The following is a 26,340-nucleotide window of genomic DNA, read 5'->3' as shown; positions in this document are numbered from 1 at the left end:
TCCTCAGGCAGCATTCGCGGTCTCGAGCGCCCGGACGATCTTCTCCTTCCAGGCGAACTGCGAGCCGATCACGAGCGCATAGAGCCGGGCGCGCCGATAAAGGAGTTGGCAATCGGACTCCCACGTGTAGCCGATGCCGCCATGGACCTGCAGGTTCTCCTGCGCCGCGAACGCAAACGCGTCGGTCGCCGCGACCCGGGCGCTTGCGGCTGCCAGTGTCAGCTCACCCGCATCGGTCGCCAGTGCCCAGGCAGCCCAGTAGGCGTGGACGCGCGCCACTTCGTTACGGGTAAAGACGTTCGCCAGCTTGTGCTTGATGGCCTGGTGGCCACCGATGGCCCGGCCGAACGAATGACGCTGCAGGGCGTAGTCGCGTGCCATCTCAAGCGCCCGCTCGGCACCGCCGAGCTGCTCGAACGCGATCAGGACCGCGGCACGCTTGAGCAGATCGTCGAACGCCTCCCACCCCTCGCCGACGCGTCCAAGAGGCTCCGCCGCGACGCCCGAGAACACCAGCTCCGCGAGCGGTCGGGACGGATCGACACTCTCGACCGGCCGCCGCACGACGCCAGGCGCGTGCAGATCGACGAGACAGAGGACAGGTTCCTTCGCCGGATCTTTCGCCACGACAATGGCCAGATCGGCGCTCAACCCGTCGAGGACGCTGAGCTTGCGGCCGTGAAGCTGGCCGGCCCGGAGCTCGGTCTGCAGACGCTCCGGCGTGAGCTCGCCCTTGCCTTCGGCGCAGGCGGCGGTGCCGATCAGCCGGCCGGCGGCCAGACCGGGAATCCACCTCTGCTTCTGCGCATCGCTGCCGAACCGCATCAGTGCTTGCGCGCACAAGCCGATCGAGGACACGAACGGCACCGGCGCCAGCGCCCGACCGATCTCATGGGCAACGACACAAAGCTCGAAGGAGGACAGCCCCGACCCGCCGAATGCCTCGGGCACAGCTGCTCCGAGTGCTCCAAGCTCCGAGAGCTCGCGCCAGATCGGTTCGGAATAGCGGCTGCTTCCCTCCAGGCAAGCCCGTGCCTCCCGGAGCGGCGACGCCTTCTGAAGCGCGCGGCGCAGCTGCTCGGCGAATGCCTTCTGCTCAGGCGAAAAGTCGAAGTTCATCGTCCTGCGTGCCTTCAAAGAGTGCCCACGCTCCCGCGTGGCATCAGGGCCTTTTATACCGCTTGGTCGATCTATCTACCGACCAGTAGGTAACAATGTCAAGCAGTCGAGCGAGGGACGAGGAGATGCTAGGATTGGCGGCACAGATCGCGCGGGAGCCGCCCGTGCTGAAGAGGGATATCAGTGAAGAAAGCCGCCTGGACCGAAGCGCTTCAGAAGCGTGACGAGCAATATCAACTCAAGCGCCAAGCCTTGCTCCAGACGGCGGCACGGGCTTTCAACGAGCTCGGGTTCGACCGGGCGTCGCTCGACGATCTGGCCAGGCGCCTCAACGTCACGAAGCCCACGCTCTACTATTACATCAAGAGCAAGGACGAGATCCTGTTCGAGTGCCAGAAGCAGGCCGTGGAGCACATGAGGCTCACGCTCGACCAGATCCGAAGCAGCGACAAGCCGGCCCTGGAGAAGCTGAGCCTGTTCCTGGTTCGCTACACCGAGCTGGTGGCGGAGGATTTCGGGCGCTGCCTGGTGCTTTCCTCGCACAAGGCGCTGCAGCCGAAGAACCGGGCGAAGATGGCAGCGGCGCGGCGGCGGCTCGACAATGACGTGCGCAACCTGATCGCCCAGGGCATCGCCGAAGGATCGATCGCGCCGTGCAATCCCAAGCTCGTGACGAGCGCGTTGTTCGGCGCGGTCAACTGGACGGCCCACTGGTATTCCCGTGACGGCGAGCTCACGCCGCGCGCGGTCGGCGAGGCGTTCCTGAGCACGTTCCTGTCCGGCCTGGTGCCGCGCCAGGCCGCCCAGACTGTGCGCAAGGACCAGAAACAAGCGCGCGGCGAGCGCGCTTTGCGGGTATGATCGGCCGCGAAGCGCCACGACTCAATTCGCGCAGGAAATGAATGAAGCAATCTCTCGACGTGCGATGCGCCCCCCTTCGCATCGCCCCGGCAGCCGGCCGCGACGGCCTGCTGTCGATTTCTCGCCGGCTGCTGCTGACCGCGCTGCCCCTCGGCCTGGCCGCCTGCCAGAACCGCGGCGGGCCGGAGAAGCTGTCGCCGCAGGCCGCGCGGCTGGTGGGCTGGGTCCGCGATTCCGGCCGCGATTCGGTGCTCGATCCGCGGGCGCCGCGGATCATGGGCATGGACAACGGCCAGCGCGACATCCCGGTCAAGCAGCTGGCCGAGAACACGCCCAACGGCCGCCACACGCTCAGCCTCACCGTGCTGCGCGGCCGGCAGGAGCTGATCTTCCATCGCCGCGAGGGCGACTACCTCTACTTCCACCTGGCCTCGGCCAACCTCGTGCGTCAGGCCAGCGCCACCTACCCGCGCCAAGGTGCGCCGGGCCGCATGATCGAGTCGCTCGCGTCGACCGACTACCCGGCGCAGGCCAGCTACTGGCTGGAGCAGGCCGAGCGGCGCGCCGTCTGAACCGCAGCAACGGAGGCAAGCCATGACCGACACGCAAGGCCGTTTCGTCTGGTACGAGCTGATGACGACCGACACGGAAGCCGCCAAGGCCTTCTACGGCAAGGTCGTGGGCTGGGGCACGCAGGACATGCCGATGCCCGGCATGACCTACACCATGTTCACCGCCGGCGAGACGCCGATGGGCGGCCTGCTGACCCTGCCCGAGGAAGCGCGCAAGATGGGCGCGCCGCCGCACTGGATCGGCTACGTCGCGGTCGACGACGTCGATGCCAGCGCCAGCCGGGCCGGGCAGCTGGGCGGCAGCGTGATCGTTCCGCCCACGGACATCCCCGAGGTCGGCCGCTTCGCGATCATCAGTGATCCGCAGGCGGCGACGATCGCGCTCTTCAAGTCGAAGACGTCCGACGCGTCGGCGCCACCGGCGCCGGGCACGCCCGGCCGCACCGGCTGGCATGAGCTGCTCGCCGTCGACTGGCAGAAGGCGCTCACCTTCTACAGCGCGCTGTTCGGCTGGCAGAAGCTCGACGCCGTCGACATCGGCCCGATGGGCACCTACCAGCTGTTCGGCAAAGGCGGCGAGCCGACCGGCGGCATGTTCAACAAGCCGGCCGAGATGCCCTTCCCGTTCTGGCTGTACTACTTCAACGTCGGCGACATCGACGCCGCCGGCGGGCGCGTCAAGGATGCCGGCGGCCAGATCCTGATGGGGCCGATGCAGGTCCCGGGCGGCGACTGGATCATCCAGGGCATGGACCCGCAGGGCGCGATGTTCGCCCTGGTCGGCAGCAAGCCCTAGCCGGCTCATGGCGGCCCCAGGGCCGCCAGCGCGGCGCGGAAATGCTCGGCGGCGGTGCGCGCCGGCCATGGCTCCCAGGGCGTGCAGCCGTAGCGGCGCGCCAGCGGATCCTCGGCCGGCGGCCGCGCCGTGATGCCCAGCGCCTGGCGGATCTCCTGCACCGTCCAGCCCGCGACATGGCGCGCCTCGGCCGCGGCCGAGGCCTTGTCGGCGTCCTTGATCATGGCGATCCAGTCCGCCGGCAGGCTCGCCGGCAGCCCATAGCGGACATGGATCGCCGCCTGCAGGCGCGCATCCAGCGCCTGGTAGCCCGGCCCCAGGAACGGCTTCACCGGCGAGATCGGGTCGAAGGCCATCAGCCCCTCCGACGCGTCGTGCAGCAGCGCCGCACGCTGCAGCGGCACGGCCAGCCCCTGCGGGCTCCTGGCCTTGGCCAGCTCCAGCACCTGGATGGAATGCTGCGCCACCGACAGCGGCCACTCCCAGACCGAATGGCCGCCCCAACGCGGCGTGCGCGACAGGCCGATGGCGATGTCCTCGTCCTCGAAGTCGAGCGGCGAGGGATTGAGCAGGTCGATGCGCCGGCCCGAAGCCAGGCGCACCCAGGCGCGCGGTGCCATCGAGGACCTGATCGACGGCATGGCCGGCGCCCTCACCGCTCAGGCGCGCACCGGCCCCAGCGGCCGCAGGCGGATGCCCTGGCGCAGATGCGTGTAGGGCAGCTCCACCGGGTCGGTGACATGCGCGCCGGGCGACTGGACCACGAGGATGGTCTCGGCGATGGGCTGGAAGTCGGCGCGGAAATGCACCGTCGACTTCAGCCCCAGGATCGGCGTGCGGCTGGGCTCGACGCCGACATGGCGGAACATCTCCTGGTCGGCCGCCTGGATGCGCTTGCAGGCCAGCACCGCCGAGACGCCGCTATCCTCGTCCGTCACCAGCGCCATCGGGCCGATCTGGAAGCGCGCGCCGCCGTAGAACGGGCCGGCGCCGGTGAAGACGCCGCTGCCGACCTTGACCACGCGCCAGCGCGCCTCGACCGGCGTCTCGCCGGCATAGCCGACGGCGGCGCCGATGCCGCGGCGCAGCACGGCGCCCTCGCCGGCCTCGGCCGCCGCCTGCGCCGCCGCCGGGTCGACCATCATGCCGATCACCGCCCCCTGCGCGCGATGCGCCACCAGGGCCCGCAGCAGGCCCACGGTGTCGGACGTGCCGCCGGCGCCGGGGTTGTCCTGCACGTCGGCCAGCACGATCGGCCTGCTCGCCGTCCTGGCCAGCCGGATCGCCTCGACCGCCGCCTCGTCGGGCGTGTAGAGCTTGCCGGCGAAGGCCGCCTCGCGGCTGCGCACGGCATCGGCCAGCCGGTCGGCCGCCGCCTCCGTCGCGGCCTTGTCGTGGCCGTAGACCACCAGCGCCGGACCGCATTGCGCGATGTCGGCCGGCGGGAAGCCGGGCGTATGGGTGAGGCTCACGATGCCCTGGTTGTGGGCGCCGCCGGCGCCGCGCTCGATGTCATCGAGCAGCGCGAAGATGCTGCGCGCCGGCTCCTGCAGGGTGCATTGCCAGACCAGCGGGATCAGGAAGTCGAACTGGCGATAGGCCTTGTGGAGCGGCCGCTTGTCCTTCAGCAGCCGGTCCAGCAGCTCGGCCGCGCGGCTGCCGGTGTCGGCCATGTCGACATGCGGGTAGGTGCGATAGCCGATCATCGCCGTGGCGTGGTGCACCATCTCCGGCGTCATGTTGGTGTGGTAGTCGAGGCTGGCGGCCAGCGGGATGGCGTCGCCCACGACGGCGCGCACGCGGCGCATCAGCTCGCCCTCGCCGTCCTGGTGATGCTCGGCCACCATGGCGCCGTGCAGGTCGAGATAGACCGCATCGAACGGCCCCAGCGCCTGCAGGTCCTCGATCATCCAGCCGGCCACCTTCTCGTAGGCATCGCGCGTGACATAGGAGCTGGGCGGCGCCGCGCACCAGCACAGCGGCACGACCTCGTGGCCCAGCGCCATCAGCGTCTTGATCGCGCCGGCGATCGGGATGTTGAAGCCCTCGACGCCCGGCACCATCGCCGCGCCACGCAGAAACGGCGGCCAGGCATCGGCGCGCTCGAACTCCTCCCATGTCGCAAGCTGCGGCGAGAAGGTGTTGGTCTCGTGCTGGAAACCACCGACGGCGATACGCGCCATGTCACGCTCCGCTCCAAGGGACAGCCCCCGCCTATACCCCGGCGCCTTGACCCGGCGCCACCGGCTTCACATGTCACCAGCATGCAGGATGTGCTAGCGTCCGGCAGTGTTGATGCATCAGCCGTCCCGACCATGGGGCTTCGTCATGCGCCGTTCGTCCATTGCCGCCGTCGCCGCCACCGTCACCCTGCTGCTGGGCGGCTGCGAGCAGTACACCTGGGAGCGCCCCGGCACGACCGACGCCGTGACCGAAGCCGATCGGCGCGACTGCCGGCAGCAGGCGCAGCAGGAGGCATTCCGCTCCTATGCCTTCTACAGCGGCTTCCCGATCATGGGCCCCGGCTACTGGGGCTACCGCTACCAGCCCGACTACTGGCTCTGGCGCCAGCGCCTGGAGAGCGACCGCTTCTTCTACGAGAACCGGCTCACCAACTTCTGCATGCGCAACAAGGGCTACACGCTGGTGAAGGTGGAAGACGACGTCCAGGCCGTCCCGCCCGCCAACCGCACGCCGGTGGGGCCGCCCGCCGCACCGCCGCCGGTCACCAACACGCCGCCGCCCCGACGCTAGAGCCTGATGGAAAATGGGGAGAGCTTCATGGTGAGCACAGGCGGATGCCTTGCATCCGCCGAGTCGAACCATGAAGCGCCGCGCCACCGCTCGTGCGATGCCTTCATGGTTCGACTCGGTGAATGCGAAGCATTCACCTGTGCTCACCATGAAGGCTGCTGGGGCCCCTGGAACGCCATGGCGGGTATTCCAGCCATGTGAACGGTCGTTTGCATCCCTCTGCCGCGGTGCGATAACGTCGGCCTCGAAGCCGCAATCAACCGGCGGCCGCCGCGCGGACGGCGGCTGCAAGGCCGGTGCCGCTTGGGAGTGAAGCACATGAATGCCCCCGCTCGTATCGCGGACGTGACGCTGGACAACTACACGCTCGAGGACCGCTACATCCGCGAGCGCGGGCGCGTCTACCTGACCGGCATCCAGGCCCTGGTGCGGCTGCCGATGATGCAGAAGCAGCGCGACCAGAAGGCCGGGCTGAACACCGGCGGCTTCATCTCCGGCTACCGCGGCTCGCCGCTGGGCATGTACGACAACGCCCTGTGGGGCGCCAAGAAGCACCTGGCCAGGCACAACATCCACTTCCAGCCCGGGCTGAACGAGGACCTCGCCGCCACCGCGGTGTGGGGCACGCAGCAGACCAACCTCTTCCCCACCGCCACCGTCGATGGCGTGTTCGCGATCTGGTACGGCAAGGGCCCCGGCGTCGACCGCTCGATGGACGTGCTCAAGCACGGCAACGCCGCCGGCAGCTCGAAGAACGGCGGCGTGCTGGTCTATGCCGGCGACGACCATGGCTGCCAGTCCTCGACCCTGCCGCACCAGTCCGAGCAGGTGTTCACCGCGGCCATGATCCCGGTGCTCAATCCGGCGACGGTGCAGGAGTATATCGATTTCGGCATCCTGGGCTTCGCGATGTCGCGCTACTCGGGCTGCTGGATCGGCTTCAAGGCGATCTCCGAGACGGTCGAGAGCGGCGCCTCGGTCGACGTCGATCCCGAGCGCATCAAGATCGTCATCCCGACCGACTTCGACATACCCGAGGGCGGGCTGAACATCCGCAACCCCGACCCGCCGCTGGACCAGGAGAGGCGCCTGCACGGCCCCAAGATGGAGGCCGTCAAGGCCTTCGCGCGCGCCAACGGCATCGACCGCGTCGTGCTCGACGCACCCAAGGCGCGGCTCGGTGTCATGACCACGGGCAAGGCCTATCTCGACACGCGCCAGGCGCTGGAGGATCTCGGCATCACCGAGGCCAAGGCGCAGGCACTGGGCATCCGCCTCTACAAGGTCGGCATGACCTGGCCGCTGGAGCCGGCCGGCGCCCGCGCCTTCGCCGACGGGCTGGAGGAGATCATCGTCGTCGAGGAGAAGCGCTCCAACCTCGAGGATCAGCTCGTCAAGCTGCTCTACAACCTGCCGGGCGATCGCCGCCCCATCGTGATCGGCAAGGAGGACGAGGACGGCAGGCGCATCCAGCCCACCGAAGGCGAGCTGTCGCCGACCGGCGTGGCGCGCGTGATCGCCGACCGGCTGATGAAGCATGGCGGCGACAGCCCCGAGATGCGCCAGCGCCTGGCGCGCGTCGAGGCCAAGGAGAAGCTGCTGGCGGCGCCGGCGTCGAAGACCGTGCGCACGCCCTTCTTCTGCTCCGGCTGCCCGCACAACACGTCCACGCGCGTGCCCGAGGGCAGCCGCGCGCTGGCCGGCATCGGCTGCCACGGCATGGCGGTGTGGATGCCCGACCGGCGCACATCGCTGATCAGCCATATGGGCGGCGAAGGCGTCACCTGGATCGGCACGGCGCCGTTCACGTCCGAGAAGCACGTCTTCCAGAACCTGGGCGACGGCACCTACCACCACTCCGGCCTGATGGCGATCCGCGCCGCGGCGGCGGCCGGCGTCAACATCACCTACAAGATCCTCTTCAATGATGCCGTGGCCATGACCGGCGGCCAGCCGCATGACGGCCCGCTCACGGTGCCGCAGATCACGCAGCAGGTCGCGGCCGAGGGCGCCAACCGCATCGTGGTCGTCACCGACGAGCCCGACAAGTATCCGGCCGGCACCAATTTCGCGCCCGGCGTCACCATCCGCCACCGCGACGAGCTCGACGCCATCCAGCGCGAGCTGCGCGAGGTGCCGGGCCTGACCGTGATCGTCTACGACCAGACCTGCGCCGCCGAGAAGCGCCGCCGGCGCAAGCGCGGCACCTTCCCCGACCCGCAGAAGCGCGCCTTCATCAACGACGCCGTGTGCGAGGGCTGCGGCGACTGCTCCGAGAAGTCCAACTGCGTGTCGGTGAAGCCGCTGGAGACCGAGCTGGGGCGCAAGCGCCAGATCGACCAGTCCAATTGCAACAAGGACTTCTCCTGCGTGAACGGCTTCTGCCCCAGCTTCGTGACCGTGCATGGCGGCAGGCTGAAGCGCAACCGCAAGGCGGCCGGCGACGCGGCTGCCGATCCCTTCGCCAACCTGCCGATGCCCACGCTGCGGCCGCTCAGCGAGCCCTACGGCATCCTGGTGACCGGCATCGGCGGCACCGGCGTGATCACCGTGGGCGCGCTGATCGGCATGGCAGCGCATCTCGAGGGCCGCGGCTGCACCGTGCTCGACTTCACCGGCCTGGCGCAGAAGAACGGCGCCGTGATGAGTCATATCCGCCTGGCGCCGGCGCCGGCCGACCTGCATGCCGTGCGCATCGCCGCCGGCGGCGCCAACCTGGTGCTGGGCTGCGACATGGTGGTGGCGGCCTCGCCCGGCGCGCTGTCGCGCATCGAGCAGGGCGTCACCAAGGCGGTGATCAACGCCTATGTGCAGCCCACCGCCTCGTTCGTGCTCAACAACGACATCGACTTCGAGCAGCAGGTGATGATGCGCTCGATCCGCGAGGCGGCGGGCACGCCGGCGACCGAGTTCGTGGACGCCACGGGGCTCGCCACGGCGATCCTGGGCGACTCGATCGCCACCAACCTCTTCATGCTGGGCTATGCCTGGCAGAAGGGCCTGGTGCCGCTCAGCCTGGCCGCCCTGCACCGCGCCATCGAGCTCAACGGCGTCGCCGTCGAGGCCAACATCCGCACCCTGAACTGGGGCCGGCTGGCGGCGCACGACCCCGAGGCGGTCGAGGCCGTGGCGCGCCCGCAGATGCGCGAGGAGAAGCTGCCGCAGCCGACCCTCGACGAGCTCGTCAAGCGGCGCGTCGAGCTGCTGACGCAGTACCAGGACGCGGCCTATGCCGAGCGCTATCGCGCCTTCGTCGGCAAGGCGATCGCGGCCGAGCAGGAGAAGACCAAGGGCCGCAACGGCTTTGCCGAGGCGGTGGCGAAGTCGCTCTACAAGCTCATGGCCTACAAGGACGAGTACGAGGTGGCGCGGCTCTACACCGACGGCGAGTTCCTGAAGAAGCTGCGCCAGCAGTTCGAAGGCGACTTCAAGCTGAAGTTCAACCTCGCGCCGCCGCTGCTGGCCGACCGCGATCCCGCCACCGGCCACCTCATCAAGGGCGAGTACGGGCCCTGGGTGTTCACGATGTTCAAGGTGCTGGCCAAGCTCAAGGGCCTGCGCGGCACCCGGCTGGACATCTTCGGCCGCACCGAGGAGCGCAAGACCGAGCGCCGCCTGATCGAGGAGTACATGGCCACGATCAGCGACGTGATCGGCGCGCTGTCGCCACAGAACCACGCCATGGCGGTGCAGATCGCCGCCCTGCCCGACCAGATCCGCGGCTTCGGCCATGTCAAGGAGAAGAACCTGGCCAAGGTCAAGGAGCGCGAGGCCAACCTGCTGGCCGCCTTCCGCAAGCCCGCGGCGCCGCCGGCGCTGGCGGCCGAGTAGCGGGCGGCCGGCACCATGGCCGCCGTCAGGCCGCCGGGCCTCACCACGCACGTGCTCGATCTCGTGCGCGGCCGGCCCGGCGCTGGCATGGCCTGGCGCCTCTACCGCGTGGTCAACGACCGCCGCGCCCTGCTGGCGCAGGGCCGCACCAACGCCGACGGCCGCACCGATCAGCCGCTGCTGCAGGGCGACACGCTGCGCGCCGGCCTGTACGAGCTGGAGTTCGACGCCGCCGCCTATTTCCACGATGCCGGCGGCCCCACCGGCAGCATATGGACGACCATCCCGATCCGCTTCGAGATCAGCGACGAGGGCGGCCACTACCACGTGCCCCTGCTGCTGGCGCCGGGCGGCTACAGCACCTATCGCGGCAGTTGACCGGGGCCGGGACATCGACCGGATTATCCAGCTATTACAAGGGGTTGCCGTTTTTCATCCGGAAAACCCCGTGACGGAAACGTCGAAAAATACTGAAACTCGCTTTCGCCGCCACCGCTTGAGCGACGCGATCCTGGCTGGATGCCGCGGGCGACGACATATTCCCTACGCGGCGCGAATAGCCGACAGGCATGCGCACTTCCCCCGGCTGGATGAATGGGAGCAACGCCACAGGCAGCAAGCAAGCTGCCGCCGGTCGGTCTTCGCTGCGATGCAGGTTCTTCGCGAAGCTGCTCCCCGAGAGCCTTGATATATTGTTCTTCTCCAAAGATCAATCACTTTTGCTGCGGCTGCCGGGAACCACACAGCCACCCCTCGCCCCGCGGCAGCGGGGAGAGGAGACGGCGCTCCCATATGCGAATCCCTGCCCCGCTTGCAGGGCTGTCCGGGGAAAATGTCTGGTAGAATCTGGCACTTTTCGCTGCAGCAACGCTTCATGGTGAGCTTGTCGAACCATGAAGCGTCTCGCACCAGCCGTCGTGCGTGGCCTTCATGGTTCGACAAGCTCACCATGAAGGCTTTTTCCCCGGACAGCCCTGCGCTTGCGGGGGAAGGTGGTCGAAAGCTCATGTATGCTCACGCCAACGGCGGGCGGCGGAACGAGACGCTGGCGGGGCGTCCCGGCAGCGTCAGCGTGGATTGCTGCGCCGGGGCTTGCGCGATGACCTGGCCGCGGCGGATCACCTTCAGGCGCGTGGCGCGCAGGCGGATGGCCTCGACCGGGTCGTGGGCGTCGAGCAGCACCATGTCGGCGTGGCAGCCGGGCGTCAGGCCGTAGCCGTCCAGATGCAGCAGCCGGGCGGCGTTGTCGGTGACTGCCGTGAAGCAGGCGGCCATCGCCTCCAGGCCGGTCATCTGCGCCACGTGGACGGCCATGTGGGCCACGTCCAGCATGTCGCCGCTGCCCAGGCCGTACCAGGGGTCCATGACGCTGTCGTGGCCCAGCGCCACCGTCAGCCCGGCCGCCATCAGCTCGGGCACGCGGGTCATGCCGCGGCGCTTGGGATAGGTGTCGTGCCGGCCCTGCAGCACCATGTTGGCGAAGGGATTGGCGATCACGCCGAGATCGGCCTCCGCCATCAGGGGAATGAGCTTCGACACATAGTAGTTGTCCATGCTGTGCATCGAGGTGAGATGCGATCCGACCACCCGCCCCTGCAGGCCCAGGCGCACCGTCTCGGCGGCCAGGGTCTCGACATGGCGCGACATCGGATCGTCGGTCTCGTCGCAATGCATGTCGACCAGCCGGCCTTGCGCCGCCGCGATCTCGCACAGGGCGCGCACCGAGGCGCGCCCCTCCTCCATCGTGCGCTCGAAGTGGGGAATGCCGCCCACCACGTCGACGCCGCGCCGCAGCGCCTCCTGCAGCAGCGCTATGGCGCCGGCCGAGCGATAGACGCCATCCTGCGGGAAGGCCACGAGCTGCAGGTCGAGGTAGGGCGCCACCTTCTTCTTGACCTCCAGCAGCGCATCGACGGCCAGCAGGCGTGGATCGCAGATATCGACATGGCTGCGGATCGCCAGCAGGCCGCGCGCCACCGCCCAGTCGCAATAGGCCAGCGCCCGCTCGACGATGGCCTCCTGGGTCAGGATCGGCTTCAGCTCGCCCCATAGCGCGATCCCCTCCAGCAGCGTGCCGGAGCGGTTGCGCCGCGGCAGCCCGACCGACAGCGTCGCATCCATGTGGAAGTGGGAATCGACGAAGGGCGCCGTGACCAGCCGGCCCTGGGCGTCGATGACCTGCCCGGCCTCGGCCTTCAGGCTGGGCTCGACCGCCGCGATGCGGCCGCCCCGCACGCCGATATCGACGCCACGCCTTCCGTCCGCCAGCCTGGCGTCGCGCATGATCAGGTCGAGCATGAACGTCTCCTCCCCCCGCATCGACATCGACGTCACCCGCTACGCCAGGTTCGGCGTCGCCTATAGCGGCCAGTTCGCCGGCAGCGCGCAGGACCACGCCATCACGGGCAGCCTCACCCTGCGCTTTTAGATTAAGACCAGCATTACAGTCGCGATTTGTGTTGCGCGCTTTAGCGAGCTCTCTGGTCATCGCTCGCACGAGCGGAGGCTCGGTTCTGACCCGGGCCTGATGAAACGAGAATTTGCGCCGCATCGCCAATAGTTTCTGCAAGCATCGCTGCCGGCGCGGCGGTGCCAGCGGCAAACTTGGCAAGCTGGTCGATCATTCGTGTGCTATGATTGCCCTCGCAGAGCGGGTGGTGGGTGCGGTCGCGTAGGGTGCGTGCATCCGAAACCGGTGGGCGGAGACACGCCCATGACGCTGAAAACCGCCGATCTCGACCTGGCCGTGCCTGTCACGGGCGAGGCGCCATGCCGCCGGGCTGGCGTGCTGACGCGTGAGTCGCGCACCGCCTACGCGTTCATCGCGCCGGCGTTCTTCCTGCTCACCTTCCTGGTCGCCTATCCGTTCGTGCTCTCGGTGTGGTTCAGCCTGAGCGACGCGCGTGTCGGCACAACCGGGAGCTTCGTGGGGCTCGGCAATTTCGGGCGATTGTTCTCCAGCTCGATCTTCGTGCAGACGCTCCAGAACTCCATCCTGTTCACGGCCGCGGCCCTCACCGCCAAGATCGTGCTCGGCATGGCGCTGGCCCTGCTTCTTTTCCGCATCAAGCACTTCAAGCGCCTGATCCGCGGCGCCGTGCTGCTGCCGTTCATCGTGCCCACCGCGCTCAGCACCCTGGTCTGGTGGTGGATGTTCGAGCCGCTCTACAGCGTCGTTAACTGGACGCTGAAGAGCCTGCGCCTGGCCGATCACGACATCCCCTGGCTGCCCGATCCGTATCTCGCGATGTTCGTCGTGATCCTGGTCAATGTCTGGCGCGGCCTGCCGTTCTTCGCGATCACTCTGCTGGCCGGCCTGGTGGCGATTCCGCGCGAGCTCTACGAAGCGGCGGAGGCCGATGGCGCCGGCCCGGTCGGACGCTTCTGGCACATCACCCTGCCCCTGCTGACGCCGGTGCTGGCCGTGGTGATCCTGTTCTCGGCGATCTTCACCCTGTCGGACTTCAACATCGTCTACGTCCTGACCAAGGGCGGGCCGATGAACATGACACACCTCTTCGCCACCTATTCCTTCGCACTGGGCCTGCAGGGCGGCGAGATCGGGCAAGGCGCCGCGGTCTCGCTGTTCCTGTTCCCCATCCTGCTCGCCGTGGTGTTCCTGCAGCTGCGCCTGGTGCGCAAGGCGGCGCTCTATGAATAACGCGATCGCGATCGGCAGGGTGAGGCGGACGCGCCGCAGGCGTGCCCTGCGCGCCCTGTTTACCATCTACCTGCCGGTGCTGCCTTACGTCCTCTTCGCGCTGTTCCCGCTCTACTTCATGCTGGTGACCTCGCTCAAGAGCAACGCCGAGCTCTACGACGTCCATTCCGTGCCGTTCTGGATCGCGGAAGGCATCACCGCCAGTCACTACACGCTGCTGTCGGCGGAAACGCCGTTCTGGGATTGGTTCGCCAACAGCCTCATCGTCAGCGTGACCGCGACCGCGATCTCGGTCGTGCTCAGCGTGCTGGCCGCCTATCCGCTGGCGCGGCTGCGCTTCCCTGGCGCCGATTCCTTCGGCGTGGCGGTGTTCATCACCTACCTGGTGCCGCCGTCCCTTCTGTTCCTGCCGCTCAGCTCGGTCGTGAACTGGCTCGGGCTGTCCGACAGCCTCTGGTCGCTGGTCGTGACCTACCCGACCTTCCTCGTCCCGTTCTGCACCTGGCTCCTGATGGGCTATTTCCGCACGGTGCCCAAGGAGATCGAGGAATGCGCCATGCTCGACGGCTGCAGCCGCTTCCAGAGCATGCTGCGCATCCTGCTGCCGGCCGCGGTGCCGGGCCTGATCTGCGCGGCGCTGTTTGCCTTCACGCTGTCATGGAACGAGTTCCTCTACGCCTTGGTGTTCGTGTCGCCGGCCGAGCTCAAGACAATGACTGTCGGCGTTTTCTCGGAGCTGATCCGCGGCGACATCTACTACTGGGGCTCGCTCATGGCCGGGGCCTGCATCGGCTCGATCCCGATCGTGATCGCCTATGTGCTCTTCCTCGACTACTACGTCTCCGGCCTGACCTCCGGGGCCATCAAGTGACGGCGATTGCCAATCGAGCGGGGGCCGCACGCCGGAGGGTCCGGCACCCGCCACACAAGCAGAGGGCTCTCGGTAGGGCCGATCTGTCATCCCGAGCGAAGCGAGGGATGACAGAGGCTGCAGCGGCACCACCATAGCCTGGCGCCAGGGAGGAAACGAGATGGCGACATCCAGCATCGGACAGCCTCGCCGGCAGCGCCGGCGGCAGTTCCTGCGCACCGCGGCCGGCAGCGCCGCCGGCCTCGCCGGCGTGCTCGCCTCGCGCCAGCCGCCGGCCTACGCGCAGGCCCGCGAGCTCACCTTCCTCACCGTCGCCAGCTTCGTGCCCGAGACGGACAAGGAGCTGAAGCGGCAGCTCGAGGAATGGGGGGCGCTGAACAAGGTGAAGGTCAGGCTCGACATCATCGCGCACCTGCAGCTGCAGGCCAAGAAGGCGGCGGAGGTGCAGGCACGGTCCGGGCATGACCTGACAGCGCTCGGTCCCGGACTGGGCGACGCCGAGCTCTATTTCGACCACCTCGTCGGCCTGAACGACGTCGCGGCCGAGATCGGGCGGAAGAACGGCGGCTGGCTCAACCCCGACGACTACCTGATCCGCGGCACCTGGACCCTGCTGCCGTGGTGGCAGCCGCCCTTCCCCATGGCAGTCAGGACCGACCTGCTCAAGAAGCTCGGCGAGGAGAATCCCGACACCTGGGAGGACTGGCTGCGGATCGGCAAGAAGGGCAAGGCGATCGGCCATCCCTTCGGCATCGCGCTGGGCCACAGCGGCGACGCCAACGTCACGCTGCTGTCGATCCTGTGGTCCTACGGCGGCTCCTACGTCGCGAAGGACGGCGAGACCGTGACCATCAACTCGCCCGAGACCCGCGAGGCGATGGAGTTCGTGAAGCGGCTCTACACCGAGGCCATGGACCCTGAGGTGCTGGCATGGGACGACGCCAGCAACAACCGCTGCCTCAACGCCGGCAAGTGCATCGGCATTCACAACCCCATCAGCGCCTTCGAATCGGCGAAGAAGGACAAGGTGCGGGTACCCGGCACACAGCAGCCGATCGCCGAGGTGATCGACCATCTGAACACGCCCCGGGGGCCCAAGGGCCGCAAGGCGACGACCGGGTTCTGGTGCGTCGGGATCTGGAACTTCGCGAAGAACGCCGAGCTGGCCAAGGATTTCCTGCGCTTCCACTTCCGGCCCGAGAACCTGGACAAATGGGTGGAGGCCGGCCACGGCTTCAACATGCCGTTCCTCAACAACCTCACGCGGCATCCGGTCTACGAGAGCGACCCGCAGTACCGGCACATCCCGGACGTGGCCAAGGTCACGGTCCCGCCCTCCTGGCCCGGCCCCACCACCGCCGCCTCGCAGCAGGTGCTGGACCTCTACATCATCCCCGACATGTTCGCGCAGTATGCGACGGGCCGCATGACGCTCGATCAGGCGATCAGCTGGGGCGAGAAGGAGATCACGGAGATCTATCGCAGGCGGCGCACGTAACCGCGACGGCGCCCGAGGTGGCGCACCGGCTCCTGACAAGGGGCTTCGTGGTGCTTGGAGAGGCGCAATTTTTCGGTGAAGCCGAGACTTGCGCCGAGACCGCGAGACCCGGAGCCGGCATGGCCATCGGCCCGATCACGTTGTCGGTGATCGGCGTACCCTACTGACCCAGGGCCGCACCAACAGCGACGGGCGCATCGATCCGCCATTGTTGTCGCGCGATACGTTCCGCGCCGCCCCCTGCGCGCTGGAGCTCGACGCGGCGGCCGGACTCCGGGCCACGGGCGCTCCGATGGCGAGCATCCGGACCAGGATCCCATCCACGTCGAGATCACCGAAACGGCCAGCGATCACCACGTGCCGCTGCCGCTGGCACCGGGCGGGTACGGCACATATCGCGGAAGCTGACATTAGATTGACGTGGGCGCTCACTTTCTGTATGGTCAGAATATCGCATATGGGAGAGAGTTCATGCCCTCGGTCCCGTTTGCAGTGCCAAAGAAGCCTTTAAAATTCAAACCTGTATGGCGTGCGCCTAAGACGTTGATCACGGTCTGGCCGCCGCCGGATGCAGCCAAGCCGTATGACATCATCGACTCGGACAACTGGCAATCGGTTGCCGTCAGGCACGGCTTCTTCGACCCCTGGGACATCATTATCTTCAACTTCCGAACGGATGTTCCCGAGGAAGTGAACTGGTACATGCACCAGTTGCTCGGCTGCACCGAGTCCAACGACGGCAAGAATTTTTCCTTCCGCGGCGCTGAGCGCGGGCGCTTGTTCATCCCACCCGCCGACTGGATTCCCGACCGCGAGTTTCGCCGCGGATCATTCAGCTATCGCCTGCTGCGTCAGTCCGTGCTGCGAGACCTCGATGCCATCATCCCGGTCCTCAAAGCGCTGCGGTACCGCGGATTCACCGTCGAACCGCAAGACTACCGCGATCTGCAAACGGCGATCCGCGACGGGCGCGTGACCGTAAAGCTGGTCACCGATCTCAAGGATTCGGGTGGCCACGCGCTGAACGGACTGTACACGTCGAAGAAGAATCTGCTCCGCCTCAGGTCCTACATGCCCGGGCGCCGGAGCGACAAGGAGACGCTGGTCCATGAGCTGACCCACGCCGTCTACGATCTGCACGCGCATCCTGAGATCCTCTTCCACCACGAGATGATGTGCCGCGTCATGGAGGGCGTCTACCGCTTCTCGCGCCGGCGCTTCTCGCAGGAGATGCTGGCGACGCGGCTGATCGAAGCAGCACGCAAGGGCGAAGCTGCTCACGCGGCGGCATTCATGAGCTACGTCATCTGGACGTGGCATCACGACGACCCCGTGATCGACATCGACGCGCTTGACGCTACCTACTACAACCCCGCCATCATGGCGGACGACAATCCCTACATCCGCATGTGGACCAGGCTCGCGAACTCGCCGGCCTATCAGCAGCCTTCCTATTGGGAATATCTGGAGCCAGACGGAATCTGAGACGGGCATGGATTCGCCGATGACCCCGGCGAGATGTTTCATCAGGCTGCCGATCGCAGCATTGAGCACGGTGGTGCCTCCTCAGCCAGCAGTTCCTTCCGAAGAGGCGGTCACAGGAATCGCGCCGGCGAGCACCTTGCGCAGTATCTGATCGGATTCAGCTCGCACATAATGCGTCGTGTCCGGGACACCTGAACGCAGGAGGCGGGCGTGGCGTATCGGCATATCGAGGTGACGCGCATCGCCGGCAGCTGCTGGCGTTCCTCTACAGCCATGCCGTGCGGCCGGAGTTCACCTGCCGCTTCGTATGGTCGCCCGGTGCGCTCGCGATGTGGGACAATCGCTGCCTGCAGCACTTCGCCATCAACGACTATGCCGGCCATCGCCGCGAGCTGCGCCGCACCACGGTGCTGGGCGAGGCGCCCATCCCAGTCGGCGCCGAGCCTGCCGCGGTGCGCGCCTGATCGCACCGCCTGTCATCCCGAGCGCCCCTTCGACAGGGATCTCCGGCAGGCGACGCGCGGTGCGCCATTCGCAGGAGATCCCTCTCCTGAGCCTGTCGAAGGGGCGCTCGGGATGACAGTCGCGACTTGCTAGCTCAGCAGGTCCAGCATTCGCTTGGCGTCCTGCAGTGCAGGCGTCTCGAAGCCGTCCGAGAAGCCGGCATAGACCGCCCCGAGCAAGTCGCGGCCACGTGCTCGAGCGCCGCGCTCCGACCACAGTTGCGCGAGGCTGTGCGCGGCCTGCAGCTCCCAGAACCTCGCCTCATGACGGCGCGCGCAGGCGAGCGCGGTCTCGAAGCAGTCTTCGGCTTCCTTACGACGTCCCTCGGCCAGAAGCAGCTGGCCTTTGATCCGGTAGGCCTCTGCCTGCCACCAGCGCTTGCCGCTCCGCTCGACCTCGCCGATGGCCTGTTCAGCAATTGCAAGGGCGCGCGCGCCCTCGCCGGCCTGGGCATGCGCCAGCGCCAGATAGGAGATGTTGTACGCGCTTTGGTAGTTCGCCCCGGTCCTCCGCTGAGCCCGAAGACATCATGGCGCTGCTCGCGGAGTATCATGGCGCGGTCGGGCCCTTGATCCGCAAGCACGAGGGCACACTGGATCGCTTCACCGGCGACGGCATGATGGTGTTCTTCAATGATCCGCTGCCCTGCCCGGACGCACCACAGCGCGCCGTTCAGCTGGCGATCGAGATGCGTGACGCGGTCGCGCACCTGGCACGCGGCTGGGCGAAGCGCGGGCACAATCTGGGTTGCGGCATCGGCATGGCGCAAGGCTACGCAACGCTCGGGCGCATCGGCTTCGAGGATCGCATCGACTACACGGCGATCGGCGCCGTCATCAACCTGGCGGCGCGCTTGTGCGCCCAGGCGAGCCACGGGCAGGTGCTGGCCAGCGGCCGATTGGCGGCCGCGGTCGACGGCCTCGCCAAGGTCGAACCGCTGGGCGAGCTGACCTTGCGCGGCATGAGCCGTCCGGTCCCGGTCATCGACCTGATCGGCCTCAGATGAGGTGCCCTGGTCCTCTGCGCACCAGCATGTGCGAACCTGCGATCGCATGCTTGCACCGTGGCGGCACGCCGGCCTAAGACCGCGGTATCACCTTGAGCGCTGATCGGCTGCCGATCAGGGCGTCAATTGGAGGAGTCAAAGTGACCATTCGTTTCGACAATCGTGTTGCTCTCGTGACCGGCGCTGGCGCCGGCCTCGGGCGATCGTATGCGCTCCTGCTTGCCTCGCGTGGCGCCCGCATCGTCGTCAACGACCCGGGTGGCTCGACGGACGGCAAGGGTGGCTCGAATGCCGTAGCGGACAAGGTCGTCGAGGAGATCAAGGCGGCGGGTGGAACGGCGGTCGCGAACTACGACAGCGTCGCCGATCGCGAAGGCGCCGCCCGCATGGTGAAAACGGCCATCGATACATTCGGCAAGCTCGACGTCGTCATCAACAATGCCGGCATCCTGCGGGACAAGACTTTCGCCAAGATGGAGCTGGACGACTTCGACGCGGTGATCAAGGTTCACCTGCTCGGGTCCGTTTATGTCACCAAAGCCGCCTGGCAACACATGATCGATCAGAAATACGGGCGCGTGGTCCTGACCACGTCAGGATCGGGTCTTGCCGGCAACTATGGGCAATCGAACTACGGAGCAGCCAAGGCCGCCATGGTCGGCCTCATGCACAATCTCATGATGGAAGGCGCCAAGCACGACATCAAGATCAACTGCATTTCGCCGGTTGCCGCCACCCGCATGACGCAGGGCGTGATGCCGGAAGAGCTGCTGAAGCGGCTTGCACCGGAACAGATCGCGCCGGCAGTCGCCTGGCTCTGCGCGGAGCAATGCGACGTGACGGGTGAGATCGTCGCCGCCGGCGCCGGCTGGTATTCGCGCATCAAGCTCGTGAAGACAAAAGGCGCGGTGTTGAACGTCGACAAGATCAACACGATCGAGGACTTCGCCGCCGCCAAGGATCAGATCTTCGACATGACGGGCTCGGCGCCTTACGCCAAGACGCTCGACGAGGACGTCCGCAAGCGGCTCGGCATCGCCGTCTAGGCTGGTCGGCCTGCCGCGCAGGGACCGTCAATGGGAGCTTCGTCTTCCGTTGATGTGTCTCCCGTTCCGGCCCAGGCGAGCGCGTTGCCGCGCTCGCCACTGCCGCCAGCTCCCGACGCTGGTGGTGAGCCGCCTACTCCCGCTTGACGCCCGTCACCGCAACCATCGTCTTGTAGCGGGCGATCTCCTTGTCGATGAATTCGTTTGCCGCCTTGACGTCGCCTCCGAGCGGTTGCATGCCGATCTGGTCGAGCCGCTCCTTGATCTCGGGCTTGTTCAGGGCCGCGTTCAAGGCAGCGTTCACCTTGTCGAGCGCCTCCTTTGGGGTTCCTTTCGGCGCAACGAGAGCGGTCCAGACATAGGCGGAGTAGTCCTTCAGGCCGGTCGCCTCGACGACCGTCGGCAGGTCGGGAAATGAGCTCACGCGACTGGGGCTGCCGACGGCAAGCGGAATGATCTTTCCATCCCTGGCTGCGCCGGTCGCGGACGAGAGCGACAGCAGCCCTACGTCGATCTGGCCGGACATCAGCGCGAACAGCTGCGGTGCATCTCCCGGATACTGCACGTCCAGCATGCTTGCACCGGACAACTTCGCCAGATACTCGAACTGAACGTGAATCGGCCCGGCGGCTCCTGCCGAGCCGTAAGCGACCTTCTCCGGGTTGTTCTTCGCAAACTCGAGGATCTCCTTGAGGGACTTCTTTCCACCCGGCTTGGCGGCAAACATCAGATCGATCGTGCTGATGATTGCGACCACATCCAGGTCCTTGACCGGATCGTAGGCCAGCTTCTTGTCGATCAGCGGAATGAGAGCCACCGGACCGACACCAGATACACCGAAGGTGTAGCCGTCCGGCTTCGCTTGGGCCACCACCTGAATCCCGATCGTGCCGGCAGCGCCAGCCTTGTTCTCGACGATCACGTTCTGCTTCAAGGTTGTCGACAAGTCCTGGGCCAGGATGCGCGCGACGACGTCCGTGGAACCGCCTGGAGGAAACGGGACGACCAGACGGATGGGGCGTTCCGGATACGATTGCGCATGAGCCGGGCCGAGCATCGCCAGCACAATCGACAAGATGGCACAGAAACGCATGCCACGAACCATACTCTTCATATCGCTATATCGCTTTCCCTTGACGGTTTTGTGCGCCGCTTCGCTCGTTTGACGACGAAGGAGCTCTCACCCAGTGAACGCGCCCCGCTCGATGGACGCGCCGGATGTCTTCCATGACGGAGCCCACCTGGCGATCTCTTTGCCGATGCACGCATCGGATCGAGTTGTCGGCAGGACGGACACTGTCGCTTGGCGGCGGTTATAGGGTTGCGAATCGCGTTGTGCAACGAGCGGAATCGCTTGTCGATCGAGAGGCATCGCGCGGCATCGCGGCGTCCATCAATACGACAGGCGTTGATCGCTGCGCGGCGACGCTCATGCAAATCGGATGGCGATTGGCTGTGTGGTGATGATGTCGTGCACCAACGTGTCGAGCACGATGCTGCGGCCGGCAAATTGATCCACCGCCAGGGCAAGCGCACGATCGGTTCGCTCGATTGGTGTCACGGCGCCTCTCTCTCTCCACACGATCGCATATGGCCCTTCCGTCTCCTGCGGGAAGACGCACAGCGCAGCCTTGGGCCGCCGCAACCAAAGACAGGGCCTGCCACACGCTCGCTGTCATCCTGAGGGCAGCGAAGGATCTTTTAGACCGTCGTTGCGCACGGGTCCGCCCCGTCGAGGCGCCCTACGCCATCATCGTTCCCGTGCGATGGAACCGCTCAAAAGACCTTTCGCTGCGCTCAGGATGACAGCGAGCAGACCCAAATCGCCGCGGCTCGCGAAGATTCTTGAGGTCAGTAGTACGGTGGGCTATTCGCGGGAGATCCCTCGCCACGCTCGGGATGACGGATGCATCAGCGACCTGCGGTCCCAGCACTCGCCTCGCCGGCCATGAGCTGGTACGTCCGGCGGTCACCTGCGGAAAAAGGTTCCTGAGCACGCGGCAGGCCATCGCCTGCGCCGACTGACGATGGCATGCTGGCCCGGTCCTGCACGACGGAAGCCGGCGGAACGGGAGGAAGCGATGGCGTACCGGCATATCGAGGTTACACGCCTGGCCGGCGGCTGCGGCGCGGAGGTCGCGGGCGTCGACCTGGCGCAGCCGCTGGACGCGGCCGTGGTCGGCGAGATCCGCCGTGCCATCGTCGACAACCTGGTCCTTTTCTTCCGCGGCCAGGCCGGCATGCGCGACGCCGACCAGGTGCGGTTCGCATCATATTTCGGCAGCTTCGGCCGCGATCCCTTCGTCGAGGGCGAGGAGACGCATCCCAACGTCATCAAGGTCGCCAAGGAAGCCGACGAGGGCGCCAAGCCGACCTTCGGCGGCAACTGGCACTCCGACTGGAGCTTCCTGCCGACACCGCCCGCCTTCACCCTGCTGCACGCCCGCGAGCTGCCGCCCCATGGCGGCGACACGCTGTTCGCGAACCAGTACCTGGCCTACGAGACGCTGTCGGACGGGCTGCGCCGCACGCTCGACGGCCTGCGCGCGGTGTACTGGGCCAAGGCCTATGCCCGGGGCGGCGCCTTCCACGACAACAGCAACGCCCGCAGCATGAAGGTGCGGCACGACCCGTCCGACATGGTGGAGACGCTGCACCCTGTCGTGCGGGTGCACCCCGAATCGGGACGCCGGGCGCTCTACGTCAACACCGCCTACACCGTGCGCTTCGAAGGCATGAGCGAGCGCGAGAGCCTGCCGCTGCTGGAATTCCTCTACGGCCACGCCGTGCGGCCCGAGTTCACCTGCCGCTTCGCCTGGTCGCCCGGGGCGCTGGCGATGTGGGACAACCGCTGCCTGCAGCACTTCGCCATCAACGACTATTCAGGCCATCGCCGCGAGCTGCGCCGCACCACGGTGCTGGGCGAGGCGCCGATCCCGGTCGGCGCCGCGCCTGCCGCCCCGCGCGCCTGATCGCACCGCCTGTCATCCCGAGCGTTTGTGATCTTGATCTTCCCCCGGATGGGCAGGGATATCGCATATGGATGGGAGCGTCGGTTTTTGACTACCTTCCCCCGCTTGCGGGGGAAGGTGGCGCGAAGCGCCAGATGGGGGGCGCTTCAACGCAAATGGTGCATCCCATCAAGCACCCGCGGCGTTGCACCACCCCCCATCCGCCCTTCGGGCACCTTCCCCCGCAAGCTGGGGAAGGTAGTCGAAACCCCACATGCGATAGCCCTACCCCTCCGCGGGAAAGGATTAAGTCACAAGCTCCGAGCGCAGCGAGGGATCTCCTGTGAATGGCGCACGGTGCGCCCTACCGCAGGAGATCCCTCGCTGCGCCCGGGATGACAGTGAACGCTCGGGATGACAGTGAAGATGCGCGTCAGCGCGGCGCGAACCGGTAGCGGAACGTGCAGCTGGGGGCGCCGTTCATGATGGTCTGGGCACGCTCCAGGCTGACCTCGCCGCCGCCGGCCGCGGTGATGTCGATATCGGTGGCGCACACCAGCAGCGCGCCAAGCTCGGGCTCGTCGAGGGCGCGGAAGAACTCGGCGAAGCGGCAGTGCGTCACGTCGAACTCGAACGCCTCCTTGTCGTGGCGGCGCTCCTCGACGCTCACTTCCCGGCCGGTCACCTGGAACAAGGCGTCCTGCATGGTGGCCCATTTGCGCCGCTGGCTGCCGTCGATCCCGGCGCCGATCGCGGCAAAAACCTCGCGCGACCAGTCGCGCAACGCTTTCCTGGCCACGGCATCGACTTTGTCCTTGCCGAATTCCGCGCGCAACGCCCGCAGCACCGGCACGAGGACCTGGGCCTGGATGCGTGTCTTGTCCAGGAGCGACATCTCGGGAACAACCATGTAATCGTCGAACGTGCTCATCACGTCACCTGTCGACAGAAACGGTGGGGCAAGGAACCAGCTCTGGCATGGCCATGCATGCGCCCGCCATTCCCAAATGGCAATATCGACCGCGCCGGCCTTTGCCGCATGCTGGACGAAGGGCCCGGTCCGATCGCGAGGTGCGCCTGCCCTCAGAAGCGGAACGACAGGGCCAGCATCGGGCCGTTGAACGCCAGGTCGAGCTTCTTCTTCTCGACAAACAGGTAGCGCCACCCGACCTTCACGTCGAGCCAGTCCGCGGCCCGGTAGTTCACGGTGCCCAGCGCCTGCCAGGTGACGTTGGCGCTGACCCCGAGGCCGGCATCGCCGTAGCCGGCAAGGCTCCAGCGGTCGAACACGCGCCATTCGAAGCGGGCCGCGATGATGGGATCGGCGAAGGTCGTGTCGAGCTTCGTCGACCTGGCCGGCAGGAGGCCGGCGTTGAGGGATGCCTTGCTCGACACCGACCACAACCTGAAGCCGCCGCCGATCTCGATCGAGCCCCCGGGCCGGTCGAGCGCGCGGAAGAAGCCGACCGCGGAGAACTGGAATGTCGACAGATCGCCCTTTCCGTCGTTGAACAGGACATTGCGGGTCTCGATCGGGCTCGAGACCTTGAGCCAGATCATGTCCAGGGCCAGCGCCACCCTGCCCTTGCGCACCTCGCCGCCGAGCATGACCGGAAAGCCCGACAGGTTGCTGAACAGGTCGCTGAAATCCCGATCGAAGTGGACCCTGGAGGCCGGGTTGTCGGTATTTCCCTTGATGCCGGCGACCCAGAGATAGGGCGTCACGGTGAACTGCCACGGCTCCCCCTGAGCTGCCGACGGCATCGGCCAGACCACAGCCATCGCGGCCAGCATTGCCACGCCGCGGCCCAAGAAGCCCCGAAGACGATTTGAAACGACCAGCATCCGTTCCCCCTGCGGTTGATGCGTGCGCAGCGTCACTTGACGAGCGCCGACGATGCCACCTTGATGCGGCCCGAGCGCCGCGCCTTGTCGAGCGTCTCGTGATCCTGCTCGGTCTGCTTCAGATAAGCCATGGCGAACTTGCCGATCGCCTCGTCGAGCGCGGCCGAGCTGCCGCAATAGCCGGCGATCATCGCCGCATCGCCGCTCTTGGCGTGGGCCAGCGCCAGCGCCCAGCCGCACAGGCTGCAATAGTCGTTGAAGCTCTCGAGGCCGGCCTCGTCGTGGTCGCCGAACTTGACGCTGCCCTTCATGTCGGCGAGCTGGCGCACATAGAAGTGCCGCCCGTCGATCTGGCCCCAGCCGAGGAAGATGTCGGGCGAGCCCTGGGTCAGGCGCTGGCCGGTCACGACGCGATGGCCGTGGTCGGCGAACGGAAGCTTGATGTCGACATAGGGCGCAAGGACGGATTCCTGCGCCTGCTTGACCTGCAGGAACAGCGGGTCGTCGCCGTCGACACCCTGCAGCAGCAGCACCCAGCAGCTCGTGCCGACGCTGCCCACGCCCACCACCTTGCGCGCCACGTCGACGATACGGTAGCGCGACAGCAGCACCCGGCGGTCCTCGCCGAGGGAGTCGATATATGCACGCAGCATCTGGTCGATAGCGACATTGGCCGGCAGGCCGCCGTCAGAATGGGTCTCGCGCACGATCAGCGGCAGATCCTCGATCAGGCGATGCTCGCCGTCGACCTGCTCCGTGAGCTTGTCGAGCGCCTGCACATGGCCCTTCTGGCGCGCCTTGTCCAGCACCCGTTCCGCACCGCGCCGCAGCCGCGGCGAGATGGCGTCGAGCACCGCGCGCTCGTCGATATAGTCGTACCAGATCTGCAGGTAGCCCATCTGGGCGTAGCGGCGCATGCGCTTGCGATAGCTGCGCACGATCTCCTGCGCCGCCTCCTCGGCCTTCTTCTTGTCGCCGCCCATGAAACGAGCGGCCACTGCAGCGCTGGCCGCCAGGCGCTTGAGATCCCATTCCCAGGGGCCGGGATGGACCTCGTCGAAATCGTTGATCGAGAAGACCAGGTTGCGCTCGGCCGAGGCGTAGACACCGAAATTGGAGACGTGCATGTCGCCGCAGGCCGCGACGATCATGCCGGTGACCGGCGTGCCCGACAGGTCGTCGGCCATCACCGCCGCCGATCCACGCAGGAACGTGAAGGGCGAGACGAGCATGCGGGCATAGCGCACCGGCACCAGCTTCGGCACGCGCGTCTCGTTCTGCTTCTCCAGGATCGCCACCGGGTCGGGCCGGTCGGCGCGCGGCTCATACCGGGCATGACTGGCGCGCGGCGTCTTCTCGCGCAGGGCCTTGCCGGCGGCCATGCGCTCCGCGACCGACGGGCGCCTGGCCATGAAGCTGTCCGCCACCGAGCCCGCTTCGCGCGCCCGGACCAGGCGGTAATAGCTGTGATCGATATTGCCCCCCAGACTCACGACGTTGCCCATGATCGCCTCCTCCAGGCGCCGCAGCACGGCGCGAC

Annotated in this window: 25 protein-coding genes; 15 read left to right on the top strand and 10 right to left on the bottom strand. The window is 67.1% G+C overall.

Going from position 1 to position 26,340, the window contains the following annotated elements; translation table 11 throughout:
• Positions 1-3 precede the first annotated feature (3 nt).
• Entirely contained in the window at positions 4-1,119 is a 1,116-nt protein-coding gene (locus FHP25_RS03995; protein ID WP_147845606.1) for an acyl-CoA dehydrogenase family protein, read from the bottom strand.
• 183 nt (positions 1,120-1,302) lie between these two features.
• Here FHP25_RS03995 and FHP25_RS03990 point away from each other — a divergent pair, with 183 nt between their 5' ends.
• The 3 genes from FHP25_RS03990 to FHP25_RS03980 are packed head-to-tail and all read left to right on the top strand — an operon-like array spanning position 1,303 to position 3,348.
• A complete protein-coding gene (locus FHP25_RS03990; protein ID WP_178133275.1) occupies positions 1,303-1,980 on the top strand; it encodes a TetR/AcrR family transcriptional regulator in 678 nt (225 codons plus the stop codon).
• 41 nt (positions 1,981-2,021) lie between these two features.
• Positions 2,022-2,552 carry a hypothetical protein gene (locus FHP25_RS03985; RefSeq protein WP_147845604.1) on the top strand — a complete coding sequence of 177 codons (531 nt, stop codon included), beginning with the start codon at positions 2,022-2,024 and terminating at the stop codon, positions 2,550-2,552.
• Between the two features lie 22 nt (positions 2,553-2,574).
• A complete protein-coding gene (locus tag FHP25_RS03980; protein ID WP_147845603.1) occupies positions 2,575-3,348 on the top strand; it encodes a VOC family protein in 774 nt (257 codons plus the stop codon).
• A gap of 5 nt (positions 3,349-3,353) precedes the next feature.
• Here FHP25_RS03980 and FHP25_RS03975 read toward each other — a convergent pair whose 3' ends face one another.
• Positions 3,354-3,989 (bottom strand): phosphohydrolase, encoded by a 636-nt coding sequence (locus tag FHP25_RS03975; RefSeq protein WP_147845602.1) that lies wholly within the window; start codon positions 3,987-3,989, stop codon positions 3,354-3,356.
• An 18-nt stretch (positions 3,990-4,007) separates the two neighbouring features.
• A complete protein-coding gene (locus FHP25_RS03970) occupies positions 4,008-5,531 on the bottom strand; it encodes a M81 family metallopeptidase (RefSeq protein ID WP_147845601.1) in 1,524 nt (507 codons plus the stop codon).
• A gap of 145 nt (positions 5,532-5,676) precedes the next feature.
• Between FHP25_RS03970 and FHP25_RS03965 the strand changes: the two genes are divergently transcribed.
• The 3 genes from FHP25_RS03965 (at position 5,677) to uraH (ending at position 10,311) form a co-directional block, all read left to right on the top strand.
• Positions 5,677-6,102: a hypothetical protein gene (locus tag FHP25_RS03965; RefSeq protein ID WP_147845600.1), complete on the top strand. Its 426-nt coding sequence runs from the start codon at positions 5,677-5,679 to the stop codon at positions 6,100-6,102.
• 318 nt (positions 6,103-6,420) lie between these two features.
• Positions 6,421-9,933, top strand: coding sequence for an indolepyruvate ferredoxin oxidoreductase family protein (locus FHP25_RS03960; RefSeq protein ID WP_147845599.1), 3,513 nt, complete (start codon positions 6,421-6,423; stop codon positions 9,931-9,933).
• A gap of 15 nt (positions 9,934-9,948) precedes the next feature.
• Positions 9,949-10,311, top strand: coding sequence for a hydroxyisourate hydrolase (uraH, locus tag FHP25_RS03955; protein ID WP_147845598.1), 363 nt, complete (start codon positions 9,949-9,951; stop codon positions 10,309-10,311).
• A 34-nt stretch (positions 10,312-10,345) separates the two neighbouring features.
• Here the strand turns inward: uraH and FHP25_RS40640 are convergent, their stop codons facing one another.
• Complete coding sequence (locus FHP25_RS40640) at positions 10,346-10,504, bottom strand: hypothetical protein (RefSeq protein WP_178133274.1); 159 nt, start codon at positions 10,502-10,504, stop codon at positions 10,346-10,348.
• Between the two features lie 443 nt (positions 10,505-10,947).
• Entirely contained in the window at positions 10,948-12,231 is a 1,284-nt protein-coding gene (locus FHP25_RS03950; RefSeq protein WP_147845597.1) for an amidohydrolase family protein, read from the bottom strand.
• Here FHP25_RS03950 and FHP25_RS42225 point away from each other — a divergent pair.
• The 8 genes from FHP25_RS42225 (at position 12,230) to FHP25_RS03915 (ending at position 20,004) form a co-directional block, all read left to right on the top strand.
• Positions 12,230-12,361 carry a hypothetical protein gene (locus tag FHP25_RS42225; protein ID WP_269434379.1) on the top strand — a complete coding sequence of 44 codons (132 nt, stop codon included), beginning with the start codon at positions 12,230-12,232 and terminating at the stop codon, positions 12,359-12,361. The two genes, FHP25_RS03950 and FHP25_RS42225, sit on opposite strands and share 2 nt — an antisense overlap.
• Positions 12,362-12,646: 285 nt before the next feature.
• Positions 12,647-13,594 carry a carbohydrate ABC transporter permease gene (locus tag FHP25_RS03945; protein ID WP_147845596.1) on the top strand — a complete coding sequence of 316 codons (948 nt, stop codon included), beginning with the start codon at positions 12,647-12,649 and terminating at the stop codon, positions 13,592-13,594.
• Complete coding sequence (locus FHP25_RS03940) at positions 13,587-14,465, top strand: carbohydrate ABC transporter permease (RefSeq protein ID WP_147845595.1); 879 nt, start codon at positions 13,587-13,589, stop codon at positions 14,463-14,465. Before FHP25_RS03945 ends, FHP25_RS03940 begins: the two co-directional genes overlap by 8 nt.
• Positions 14,466-14,625: 160 nt before the next feature.
• On the top strand, positions 14,626-15,963 hold the full coding sequence (locus FHP25_RS03935; RefSeq protein ID WP_147845594.1) for an ABC transporter substrate-binding protein: 1,338 nt from the start codon (positions 14,626-14,628) through the stop codon (positions 15,961-15,963).
• Between the two features lie 471 nt (positions 15,964-16,434).
• The gene (locus FHP25_RS03930; RefSeq protein WP_178133273.1) at positions 16,435-17,448 is read left to right on the top strand and encodes a hypothetical protein; all 1,014 of its coding nucleotides are present in this window, start codon (positions 16,435-16,437) and stop codon (positions 17,446-17,448) included.
• 155 nt (positions 17,449-17,603) lie between these two features.
• Complete coding sequence (locus FHP25_RS41720; protein ID WP_147845592.1) at positions 17,604-17,912, top strand: TauD/TfdA dioxygenase family protein; 309 nt, start codon at positions 17,604-17,606, stop codon at positions 17,910-17,912.
• Between the two features lie 458 nt (positions 17,913-18,370).
• Positions 18,371-18,958: an adenylate/guanylate cyclase domain-containing protein gene (locus FHP25_RS03920; RefSeq protein WP_269434378.1), complete on the top strand. Its 588-nt coding sequence runs from the start codon at positions 18,371-18,373 to the stop codon at positions 18,956-18,958.
• Between the two features lie 140 nt (positions 18,959-19,098).
• On the top strand, positions 19,099-20,004 hold the full coding sequence (locus FHP25_RS03915) for an SDR family oxidoreductase (RefSeq protein WP_147845590.1): 906 nt from the start codon (positions 19,099-19,101) through the stop codon (positions 20,002-20,004).
• Positions 20,005-20,137: 133 nt separating this feature from the next.
• Here FHP25_RS03915 and FHP25_RS03910 read toward each other — a convergent pair whose 3' ends face one another.
• Complete coding sequence (locus FHP25_RS03910; RefSeq protein WP_147845589.1) at positions 20,138-21,118, bottom strand: Bug family tripartite tricarboxylate transporter substrate binding protein; 981 nt, start codon at positions 21,116-21,118, stop codon at positions 20,138-20,140.
• A gap of 315 nt (positions 21,119-21,433) precedes the next feature.
• The gene (locus tag FHP25_RS42220; protein WP_269434377.1) at positions 21,434-21,565 is read right to left on the bottom strand and encodes a hypothetical protein; all 132 of its coding nucleotides are present in this window, start codon (positions 21,563-21,565) and stop codon (positions 21,434-21,436) included.
• Positions 21,566-22,085: 520 nt separating this feature from the next.
• Here FHP25_RS42220 and FHP25_RS03905 point away from each other — a divergent pair.
• A complete protein-coding gene (locus tag FHP25_RS03905; protein ID WP_147845588.1) occupies positions 22,086-22,976 on the top strand; it encodes a TauD/TfdA dioxygenase family protein in 891 nt (296 codons plus the stop codon).
• A gap of 412 nt (positions 22,977-23,388) precedes the next feature.
• Here FHP25_RS03905 and FHP25_RS40635 read toward each other — a convergent pair whose 3' ends face one another.
• From FHP25_RS40635 to FHP25_RS03895, 3 genes are all read right to left on the bottom strand, one after another.
• The gene (locus FHP25_RS40635) at positions 23,389-23,886 is read right to left on the bottom strand and encodes an L-2-amino-thiazoline-4-carboxylic acid hydrolase (protein ID WP_178133272.1); all 498 of its coding nucleotides are present in this window, start codon (positions 23,884-23,886) and stop codon (positions 23,389-23,391) included.
• 152 nt (positions 23,887-24,038) lie between these two features.
• Positions 24,039-24,737: a hypothetical protein gene (locus FHP25_RS40630; protein WP_178133271.1), complete on the bottom strand. Its 699-nt coding sequence runs from the start codon at positions 24,735-24,737 to the stop codon at positions 24,039-24,041.
• Between the two features lie 95 nt (positions 24,738-24,832).
• Positions 24,833-26,305: a DUF2252 domain-containing protein gene (locus FHP25_RS03895; RefSeq protein WP_218578159.1), complete on the bottom strand. Its 1,473-nt coding sequence runs from the start codon at positions 26,303-26,305 to the stop codon at positions 24,833-24,835.
• Positions 26,306-26,340 lie beyond the last annotated feature (35 nt).

The sequence above is a fragment of the Vineibacter terrae genome, from assembly GCF_008039615.1.
GTDB classification, from domain to species: Bacteria; Pseudomonadota; Alphaproteobacteria; order Reyranellales; family Reyranellaceae; genus Vineibacter; species Vineibacter terrae.
Note: the sequence above shows the minus strand (reverse complement) of the source record. Positions and strands in the feature narration are given on the sequence as shown.